This is a genomic window from Hyalangium sp. (genome assembly GCF_035629615.1).
Lineage (GTDB): Bacteria > Myxococcota > Myxococcia > Myxococcales > Myxococcaceae > Hyalangium.
The window spans coordinates 1-10,261 of record NZ_DASPHO010000058.1 but is presented as its reverse complement, the minus strand read 5'-3'; the positions used below and the strand labels follow the sequence as shown (position 1 = coordinate 10,261).

General features: G+C 68.7%; 5 protein-coding genes and 1 pseudogene. 3 read left to right on the top strand and 3 right to left on the bottom strand.

Annotation, left to right across the window (positions count from 1 at the left end; translation table 11 throughout):
* Positions 1-319: 319 nt before the first annotated feature.
* A complete protein-coding gene (locus VD972_RS02740) occupies positions 320-1,771 on the bottom strand; it encodes a glucose/sorbosone family PQQ-dependent dehydrogenase (RefSeq protein WP_324980288.1) in 1,452 nt (483 codons plus the stop codon).
* Positions 1,772-2,452: 681 nt separating this feature from the next.
* On the opposite strand from VD972_RS02740, the pseudogene VD972_RS45380 reads away from it, so the two are divergent.
* Positions 2,453-2,875: pseudogene (locus tag VD972_RS45380) on the top strand (mechanosensitive ion channel family protein); the annotation flags it as partial.
* Between the two features lie 153 nt (positions 2,876-3,028).
* On the opposite strand, the gene VD972_RS02735 reads toward VD972_RS45380, so the two are convergent.
* Entirely contained in the window at positions 3,029-6,364 is a 3,336-nt protein-coding gene (locus VD972_RS02735; RefSeq protein WP_324980286.1) for a tetratricopeptide repeat protein, read from the bottom strand.
* A gap of 363 nt (positions 6,365-6,727) precedes the next feature.
* Between VD972_RS02735 and VD972_RS02730 the strand changes: the two genes are divergently transcribed.
* Positions 6,728-7,651 (top strand): M48 family metallopeptidase, encoded by a 924-nt coding sequence (locus VD972_RS02730; protein WP_324980283.1) that lies wholly within the window; start codon positions 6,728-6,730, stop codon positions 7,649-7,651.
* A 59-nt stretch (positions 7,652-7,710) separates the two neighbouring features.
* Positions 7,711-9,543 carry an SLC13 family permease gene (locus VD972_RS02725; RefSeq protein ID WP_324980279.1) on the top strand — a complete coding sequence of 611 codons (1,833 nt, stop codon included), beginning with the start codon at positions 7,711-7,713 and terminating at the stop codon, positions 9,541-9,543.
* Positions 9,544-9,612: 69 nt separating this feature from the next.
* Here the strand turns inward: VD972_RS02725 and VD972_RS02720 are convergent.
* Positions 9,613-10,261: sensor histidine kinase (locus VD972_RS02720; protein WP_324980276.1), on the bottom strand; the 649-nt coding region annotated here is incomplete at its 5' end.

Genomic DNA, 10,261 nt, shown 5'->3' with positions numbered 1-10,261 from the left:
GCGCCGAGCAACACAAGGGACAGCGCTCCGGCCTTCCAGAGAATCCTCTGCCACGGCCAGCATGTGTCACCCCTTCATGCGAGGAGGTGATCAGGTTAGAGGGCCGCCACGGAGAAGAGGAGGATCCGCCGGGTGGTGCCCGTGCTTCACCTCCAGCCCCCTGCGGGGGCAGCCTCGCGCCCGACGCTGACGCCTGTCCGCGGTGAGCATCCAGGCAAGCTAAACGCGCCAACCATCGGACGCGCGGCTCGTGGTGCGCGCTGGGGTTCGTGGTGTGCGTCCAGACCGGACGGGCGCCGCTCGGAGCTTCTGGGAACGCCTACGGAGCCGTCCCGCTGTTCTTGGCGAACCTGAACACCATGATGGAGCCTGGATTGGCGAGCACGTCGGTGGCACCGCCATTGGCGTCCCGGGTGAATCCGGCGGAATCCGTAGCGATGTAGAAGGTCCGGTTGTCGGGGCCGATCGCGAGGTCGCGGTAGCGGTTCACGGTGTCGAAGAGCTGGTCCGTGTCCCGGACGCCCTGACCGTCGCCGCTCAGCTTGAAGCGGTACAGCGCGCCGTTCTTGAGCGACGTGACCAACAAGGATCCACCCCAACCCGGAATCGCCCCGTCCTGTGGATAGTAGTCCACGCTCGACGGCGCAATGGAGGGCCGACAGATGAAGAACGTCTCACCACAGGTCTCGTCCTCGAAATCGTAACCGTTCGGCACGGTGTACAGGGTCATGATCGGCTCGACGAAGGCCTCCGTGTAGTCGGTCTCTTCGGCGCGGGGAACGCCCGCCGGGACACTCGCCGGGTCGGTCAGGTTCGTCCAGGTCAGCTCCTGGCAGTTGAGCGCCGCGGACCAGTTGACGTACGCATACGCCTGATTATCGCGGTACCCCGCGACGTGCGGCCACCCATAGTTGCCGCCGGCCCGGATGATGTTCATCTCGTCATCGGCGTTAGCGGCGTGCTCGGCTTGGTAGAGCGTGCCGTCCCGCCCGAACACAATGCCCTGGGGATTGCGGTGGCCGTAGGTGTAGATGTGGCTCCGCACTCCGTTGAACATCGGATTGTCCACCGGAATCCCGCCGTCCAGCTCCATCCGCAGAATCTTTCCCTTGTAGGCAGACCCGTCTGCGTTCTGGACCTCGCTGCCGGTCGGAAGCCTCTGCGCTTCGATGGGCTTGCAGAAGTTGGCGAACTGGTTCGCGCCTTGCTCACCCAGGGAATAGAAGAGTTTCCCGTCCGGACCGATCTTCAGGCGGCCACCGTTGTGGTCATTGCCAGCTGGGATCCCCGAAATGAGCTCACTGGGCTCGCTCAGCGTTTCAGCGTCGGGTTGGTAGGTGAAGCGCACAACCTTCGCGCGGGGATTGTCCTGTTCATCGCCATCCCCCGGAGTGCCGTCGTAAGTGTAGGCGACGTACACGTAGTCGTTCCCGGAGCCGGCGAGCAGCTCTGGGTGAAGCGCCATCCCGAGCAAGCCCTGGTGCTGCATGTCGACCAGGACTTCGCCGATGGTGACGGCCACTCGCTTTGTCCCGGATTCAGGGTCTATCCGCGTGACCCTCCGTCCGGCCCGCTCCGTCACCCAGAGCATGTCGTCCGGTCCCCAGGTCACCTCCCACGGACCTTCGAGCCCGCTGACCAGCACTCGAGCTGGCAACTCCGGATCCGATGGCTGCTGGTCTTCAGCACTCCCGGTCGGTTGTGGTTTGGCTGGTGCAGTTGGACCGCAAGCGATCAGCGAAGACAGAGCCAAGATCAGAACCGTTCTCATCGTGGTGACTCCTCTGCGGAGGGAGGATGCAATCCCACTCGCTGCCCGCGCCGCGATTCATCGGGCCTCGCTGAGTCAAGCTGGGGCTTGCCGCGCGTGGCAGCTAGCGTCCTGCCGTCAGCGCCCCATGGCGGCCAGCGAACACTCACCGCGCTGAATCATTCGGTGCCGGACGGCGTCTGGGGGCCGGAGAATGCCCTCGAAGCGGAATTGAAGCGCACTGCTCGTCGAACGGCAACAGGGCAGCTCCTGCACCTTCGCGCGCCAGGCGAATGCCAGCGTGAGCGCGAACATCCAGCCGCCTGCTGAAAAGCAAGGAGCCGGGGGCGTGCACGCGTGGGGTTCGAGCGGATGAGAGGCGCGGCGGCCTGGGCGGTGAACGCCGTCGCGGACTACCTGCCCAACCTCGTCTACATCGCGCTCGCGGTGCTCGCGACCCGCTGGGTCCTGCGCCTCCTGCGGCTGCTCGGGCGCGAGGTGGGGGCGGGGCGGGTGAGCGTGCCGAAGTTCTTCCCGGACTGGGCGGAGCCCACCTACAAAATCGCGCGCGTGCTCGTGCTCGCGCTCAGTCTCGTCATCATCTACCCGTACCTGCCGGGCTCGAGCTCCCCCGCCTTCCAGGGCGTCTCCGTCTTCCTCGGGGTGCTCGTCTCGCTGGGGTCCACCTCGGCCATCGCCAACATGGTCGCGGGACTGGTCATCACCTACATGCGGCCCTTTCACCTGAAGGACTTCATCCGCATCGGAGACTTCCAGGGCAAGGTCATCGAGAAGACGCTGCTCGTGGTGCGCCTGCGCACGCTGGAGGGCACGGAGGTCACCGTGCCCAACTCCATGCTGCTTCAGAATGCCCTGCAGAACTTCAGCGCCCCGCTGCGCCGCGAGCTCGGGCTCGTCGTGGAGGTCTCCGTCTCCAGCGGCTACGACGTGCCGTGGCGCAAGGTGAAGGGGCTGCTGCTCGACGCCGCGCGCGCCACTCCGGGCATCGTGGAGCAACCGCCTCCCGAGGTGTGGCAGGTCGGCTTCGAGGACTTCTACGTGCGCCACACACTGCGCGTTGCGGTGCGGGACGTGGGGCGGCAGATGGCCATCCTCGGGACGCTCCGCCAGGCCATCCTTCCGTCACGAGGTGTTCGTGTCGGAAGAGGGCCGGACGGAGCGCGGCACCGGCAGGGAGGCGGCGCCGCCCGCGCCCGAGCGGCACTAGCCGTCGAGGTGGACCTTCGACGCCGAGGCGCAGAGGTTGGAGGTGGCGCGCTAGAGCGCATGAGCCTCCAACCATCGGGAGACGTGCTTCGCATCGGAGGCGCGGCCGTGGCGGCTCCAGAACTCTTGGGCCTGGGCGGCCAGCTCCACGGCGCGCGGCTTCTCCCCCCCACCCTCCCACAGCGCCTGGGCCAGCGGAAACTGGACACGCGCTCGCCTCGCCACGGACGCAACCGCCAGCGCCCGCTCGAGCCACGGCCGGGCCTCGGCCGGGCTCCCCTCCGCGAGCGAGAGCAGGCCCATCCCCAGCAAGGGGCCGAGACGCTCTGGATGGCCTGCCGGCAACAGCTTCTCCTGCAGCTCCAGGGCGCGCGTGTACTTCTCTCGCGCCTCCGCAAGGTGGCCGAGACCTCTCAGCGCATCTCCCACGCTGCTCAGCGAGACGGCAGCGTCCGGGTGCTCGGGCCCCAACGCCTTCAGCCGCACGGCCAGGGAGCGCTCGCCCAGCTGCCTGGCTTCCTCGTACTTCCCCAGGGTCTCCAGGAGGCTACCGAGGTTCGCGAGCAGCGTGGCGACGCGCGGGTGCTCGGCTCCGAGCCTCTTCTCTCGGAGCATCAACGCCCGGGTATGCAGCTGACGCGCCTCTTCGTACCGCCCCAGCTCCTTGAGGGCGAGCCCCAGCGTGTCGAGCGAGGAGGCCACGCTCGGGTGCTCGGGGCCCAGCACCTTCTCCCGGATCGCCAGCCCGCGCGCGACGATGGCTCGCGCCTCTTCGTAGCGCCCCAGCTCCTTGAGGGTGAGCCCCAGGTTGTTGAGCGAGGAGACCACGTCCGGGTGCTGGGGGCCCAGCAGCTTCTCCCGGATCGCCAGCCCGCGCACGAGGGTGGCTCGCGCCTCTTCATAGCGGCCCAGGTTCAGGAGGGCGAGCCCCACGTTGTTGAGCGAAGCGGCGGCGTCCGGGTGCTCGGCGCCGAGCGCCTTCTCCCGGATCGCCAGCGCACGCGCGGAGGCGACTCGCGCTTCCTCGTACCGGCCCAGATCCCCGAGGACGAGCCCCAGGTTGTTGAGCGAGGCCGCCACGCTCGGGTGCTCGGGGCCCAGCACCCTCTCTCGGAGCGCGAGCCCACGCGCGAAGGCGGCGCGCGCCTCCTCATACTGGCCCATCTCCCAGAAGTCGGCGCCTACGTTGTTGAGCGCGGCGGCCACGCTCGGGTGCTCGGGGCCCAGCACCTTCTCCCGAATCGCCAGCACGCGCGCATCCATCTGGCGGACCTTCTCGTATTGGCCCTGCTTCTGGAACACGTTGCCCAGATCGCTCAAGGAGCTGGCCACCTCCGGGTGCTCGGGGCCCAGCACCTTCTCCCTGAGCGCCAGCGCGGCCTCGCACTCCTGGAGGGCTTCCTCATACCTCCCCAGCTCGAGCAGCACCATGCCCAGACTGGTGAGCGCGGAGGCGCGGATCCGGTCGTCATCCGCCAGCTCCACGAGCTGCTCCACCATGGGCCGCAGCGACAGCGCCTCCTGCAAGCGCCCCATGCGATAGCCCACCACCGAGACCCGCGCGCTCCAGGCACGGGCCAGCGTCGCCGTGTCCTTGCCCCGGGCCGCCGCGGTCATCGCCTGCTGAAGCCGCTCCTCCGCGCCCTTGTAGTCGCCCGCCTCGCTCCGCAGCTGAGCCGACAGGAACAGGGTGCGCGCCAGCAGCGGCGCATACCCCACGGGCTCCACCTGAGCCACCAGCTCATCCGCGCGGGCCACTCCCAGCTTGAACTTGCCGGCCGCCAGCAGCACCTCCAGTCGGTCCACCTGCTCCTGCAACGCCTCCACCTTCGCGCGCACCGTGGGCTCTTCGGGCGGAGGCACCGCGGCCGTCAGCGCCTTGGCATCCGCGCAGTACTCCAGCGGCGGCAGGGCCTGCACCGCCTGCACCGCCTTGCTCACCAGCTCCGCATCCGGCGCCTGGGACAGCAACTCCGTGAGCGCGCGCAGCTGGCTGCGCCGCCTCTCCAGGCACATCTCCTCGCGCAACCACAAGCTCTCTGCTCGCGTCTCGCCCTCTCGACTCACGCCCAGGCACACCTCGGTGCGCTGCTTCACCCACCCGCCGGCATACGCCTCCAACCCCTTCACCACCCGCTCCGCCGTCTCCGGCGCGTACGGCAACCCCGTGGCCACCAGCGCCTGCCTCACCCGCTGCTTCACTGTCTCGTCCCACACCCCGGCCAGCCGCTGACCCAGCTCCTCGCACCGCTGCTGCCGGTCCGACCACCCCCACACCGCCAGCACCCCCAACACCACCATCGCGCTCGTCACCGCGCCCTTCCTCATCCGCTCCTTGCTCTTGACCTCAGGGTCCTCCGCCAGCGCCTTCAACACCTCCCCCATCGACGAAGGGCGTCGCACCGGCTCGCGCTGCAAGCCTCGCAGCACCGTGCGCGCCACCCAGGCTGGCACAGGCACTCCCTCGGGCGGACGCACCTTCCCCGCTCGCTGCGCCTCGCGCAGCTCCGCCACCGTGGCGGCCTCGTACGGCACCTTCCCGTACAGCCCCTCGTAGAGCGCCACGCAGAAGGCATACAGGTCGCTGCGCGCGTCTCCCCGCTGCCCTTGGAACTGCTCCTCCGCCATATAGGCGGGCGTCCCCATCCACCGATCCCCCCGCATCGTCAGCGGCGCCACCGCTCCTGAGGCCGTCGGCAAGGCTGGCAGCCCAGGCTCCAGGCTTCCACTGGCCACCGGGCCTGGGCTCAGCCTCGCCAGCCCGAAGTCCGTCACCCGTGCTCGCCCATCCGCGCCCACCAGCACGTTGTCCGGCTTGAAGTCATGGTGGATCAGCCCCGCCTCGTGGGCCGCCGCCAGCCCGCGGCCCGCGGCACGGTACTGCCCCAATACCTCCTTCCACCCTCGCCCCTGCTGCCACTGGCGCAGCGTCTGCCCCTCCACGTGCTCCATCGCGATGAAGAGCGTCCCGTCCTCCAGCCTCCCCGCGTCGTACACTCCCACCACGTTCGGGTGGCTCAGCCGCGCCATCGCCTGCGCCTCGCGCAGGAAGCGGCCTTGCTCCTCGTCAATGCGTGCTCGCTCTCCGCTCCAGGCTCGCAGCAGCTTGAGCGCCACGCGCCGATCCAACCGCGCGTCATACGCCGACAGCACCACTCCCATGGCGCCCTGGCCCAGCTGCCTCAGCACCGTGTAGCGGCCCAGAATCGTCTGCCCGGGCTGCGGCAGGGTGGGTGGCGGGACTTCCTCCTCCCCCTCCTCGCACGGCAGCGTGCCCAGCACCCCCTCCCCAGGCCCTGGGGAGAAGTCGATGCCACCCCCCGGAGCCACCCCCTCATCGCCGCGAGAGCCTCGGCCTTCCTTCTCTGGCTGATCGGCTTCGCTCATGGCCTTCTCCGCAACCGCGAGCCGCCGCTACTGGCTCCGCCGATGACTCGCGCGAGATACTAGCTGATCCTCGGACCCGCTCCGAGCCGCTCAGCGACCGCGCCGGGCTGACAACAGCAGTTATCAACCCGTCGCAGGACGAGCGCCCTTGCGGGCCCCTGGGATGAGACGGGGCGCGCTCGGTGTTCAGAAGGCAGAGCCATGTGTACCTCCTCCATCGCCAGATCTCCGAGTCGTAGTGGGCTCTTGAGGGCCGGGCGACGGGTGTGCATCGAGGTCGGGGCATTCCTTGGAAACCGCGCCCACCGCTGAGTAGCGGGCGCGAGCGCTTCCACAACCCCATCACCAGGAAGGAGCAGGTCCATGTGGGCTCTGTCCACCATCGCTTCGTTCACGGCCTCGTTTCTCGGGCTGGCATTCACCTCTAAGGGGCTCCACGCGGTGACTCTCCTCACCGCTCTGGCTGGGCTCGCGCGTTGGCTCTACACGCGCATGGACTCCTTCGTGGTTCGACTCCATGGGGCGCGTCGGCTCCACTTCGAGGAGGCTCCTCGGCTGCATGAGCGGGTGACTCACCTCAGCATCGCCGCGAGGATTCCCTGTCCACGCCTCTACGTGGTGCAGCGCCCGCAGCCGAACGCCTTCTCCATCGGCACGGGCCCCCGAGCTTCCAGCATCATCCTGACGAGCGCCGCGCTCGGCGAGCTCGATGAGGCCGAGCTCTGCGCCATGCTCGCGCATGAGCTTGCGCATATCGCTCATGGCCACACGCGCCGGGCCACGCTCGTTGCCGGGCTGGCCGCCCTGATGATGAGGGTTGCGGCGCTGCCCGGGTGGCGCGGACGCACGCCGGGCCGGCTGCCCTGGGCCGCTGCGCCGGGGAGGCCGGTGGGCGCGCGGGGAGCGGTCAGCTCTCGCAGGGTGCTCGCGCGGCTGCATCGACTGGGGACTCCGCCCGTGCGGGACTTTGTCGCCGACAGAGCCGCTGCCCGGCTGCTCGGGGATGCCCTGGGCCTTGCAGCCTTGCTGGCGAGGTTGAAGGAGCATGCCACCTGGGGTGAGCCTGGCTCGATCTCCGACGCGGGCACTCCCTTCACGGCCCCCACCGTGGAGGGGATTTCGGGGGCCTTCCTCGAGGAGCGCATCCACCGGCTCCGGAGGCTGGCTGCCGAGGACCAGGCGCGGCGAGCGAAGGCCATCCTTCGCCGCCCATCGCGTCGCCGCTCCCGCTTCTACCCACGCTCCAGAGCGACGCGCCAGGCGAGCCCACGCCTGGCGCATCCCTGAGGCCTGCTGCTCGCCTCATTGCTCCCACTCCGCAGTCCCCCCACTTTACAGCCATGGCCATGACAATCGCTTTGGGCGTGGTGGTGATCGCCATCGTCCTCCTCTCCATCGATCGTATCCCCATCGAGGTGAGCTCCCTTGCCATTGTCGTGCTGCTGGTGCTGAGCGGGCTCGTGACGCCTCAGGAGGCCCTCTCCGGGTTCTCGAGCGAGACAGCCATCTTCATCTTCACGCTCCTGGCGCTGACGCAGGGGCTCAGCGCGACCGGTGTGATGCAGCTCGTTGGCCGGCGGCTGCTCTTCTTCGCGCGGTTCAGCCCGCAGGCCTTCCTCGTCATGCTGCTGGTGGCCGTCTGCGCATTCTCCTCCGTTGCCTCGAACACGGCGGTGACGGCGGCGTTTCTCCCCGTCGCGACTGCAGCGTCCGCACAGGCGAGAGTGGCCTCGCGCAGGCTGTTGATGCCCTTGGCGTTCAGCTCCATGTTGGGTGGCACGATCTTCCTGTTTGGCACGTCTACCAACCTCGTCGTCAGTGCGGCGATGGAGCAATGGGGGCTCGAGCGCATTGGCTTCGCCGAGCTTGCGCCGGTGGGGCTCCCCCTTGCGGCAGCCGGACTCATCGCGACGCTGCTCCTCGTGCGGTGGCTCCTCCCAGCGCGCCACGAGGAGACAGACGCAGGGCCGCTGCCCCAGCGTGAGTACGTGACAGAGGCGGTGCTCACGCCCGGCTCCCGGCTCGCGGGGAGAGCGCTCCGCTACGTCACCGAGGGGCTCGGGCTCCCGGTACGGGGCATCGTGCGCGATGGGGTCATGCTGCCGCCCGACCCCCTGGAGGTGCTCAGAGGCCAGGAGCATCTCATCATCTCTGGCAGCATGGATGACATCCTGCGTGTGAAGGATCTGCGCAGCATCGGCCTCAGGGCCGACCTTCGGATTCCCGAGGGCCAGCGCCAGGCCCATACCCTCGTCGAGGTGTCGGTGCCGCCGACGTCAGCCCTTGCCGGCAGGTCCTTGCGAGACATCCGCTTCGCGGATCGCTACGGGCTCGTGGCGCTCGCCATCCACCGCCACCCCACGCTTCAGAGCGTCCATCATGAGCTGAACCTGGTGGGGAGCCTCGCCAGTGGGGACGCCCTGAAGAACATCTCGCTGTCGGTGGGGGACATGCTGCTGCTCGGTGGGCCCGAGCGGCGTGTCCGTGAGCTCGCGCGGGACGAGGAGCTGACCGTGCTTGGCAGTGTCGAATATCAGCGGCCGCGCTACCGGCGGGCCGTGCTCGCCGTGCTCATCTTCGCCACCACCGTCGTCGTCGCGGGGCTGCGAATCACCTCACCGGCCATTGCCGGGCTGGCGGGGATGTTGGTGATGGTGGCGACGGGCTGTGTCGACTCACGCACGGCGTTCCGCGTGGACTGGCGGGTCATCATCATGATTGGCGCATTGCTGACCCTGGGGTCGGCGGTGGAGAAGAGCGGCGCGGGAGAGTTCCTGGCTCGAGCCGTCATCCCCCTGGTGGGCGTCGTGGGGCCACGCGGGGTGCTCTGTGTGCTCATGTTCGCCACCGTCCTGCTCTCCGTGCCCATGAGCAATCAGGCCGCGGCGCTGATCATGCTTCCCGTCGCAATCCATGCCGCGATGGACATGGGGCTCGATCCGCGGCCCTTCGCCCTCGGGACGTGCCTTGCCGCGTCGTGCTCGTTCCTCACGCCACTGGAGCCGTCCGCCGCATTGGTGTACGGCCCCGGGCGCTACCGCTTCCTCGACTTCCTCCGAGTGGGGACGCCCCTCACCGTGCTCATGCTCGTGCTGCTGACATTTGCTGTACCGCTCGTGTGGCCGTTCACCAGCGGACCGTGTCCGCCCGGGGTGCCTGTCTCCCAAGGGGGCTGTTAGGTTGCGGCGTTCAGGAGGACTCCAGGCCCTCCCAGGAGCGCACGGACAGAGGGCGGTGGCCTCCAGCAGCTATGCAGACGCTCGCTCGCGCTGCAGCTCCGGGTTGAAAGGCAGCTCCAGGATGAACGTGGCTCCCCGGCCTGGTCCCTCACTGTGGGCAGTCAGGCTCCCGCCCATCTCCTGCGCTGCCAGCGCGCTGGAGTGCAGACCGAAGCCGTGTCCCTCCTCGCGGGTGGTGAAGCCGTATTGGAAGATGCGCGTGAGCATCTCCGGGGCGATCCCCACGCCGTTGTCTCTCACCTCGAGCCGGATGCGGCCATCCGCAGGCAGCTTGAGGCTCACGGTCACGCGCCGCTCCGGCTCGGGCAGCGCATCCAAGGCGTACTTGGCGTTGCTGATGAGGTTGACCAGGATCGTCAGGATCTTGTGCTTCTCGGTCAGCACGGGAGGCACTTCCGCCAGGTCTCGCTCCACCTGCACGGAGTGGCGGCTGAGCGCAGCGTGGTTGATGCGCAAGGCGTCCTCTACCAGCTCCGCCAGCTGAACAGGCTCGATCAGCTGCTGGGGCGCACGGGCGTAGCGCTGCTGCAGCTTGACGATGGCGCCAATGTGCTCGGTGTGCCGGCTGACCTCACCGAGCAGCTCCTGGATCTGCTGGCGCTCGGCCAGCAGGTGCTTGCTCAGCTTGCTCAGGAAGGGCAACGTGTTGCGCCCGCGC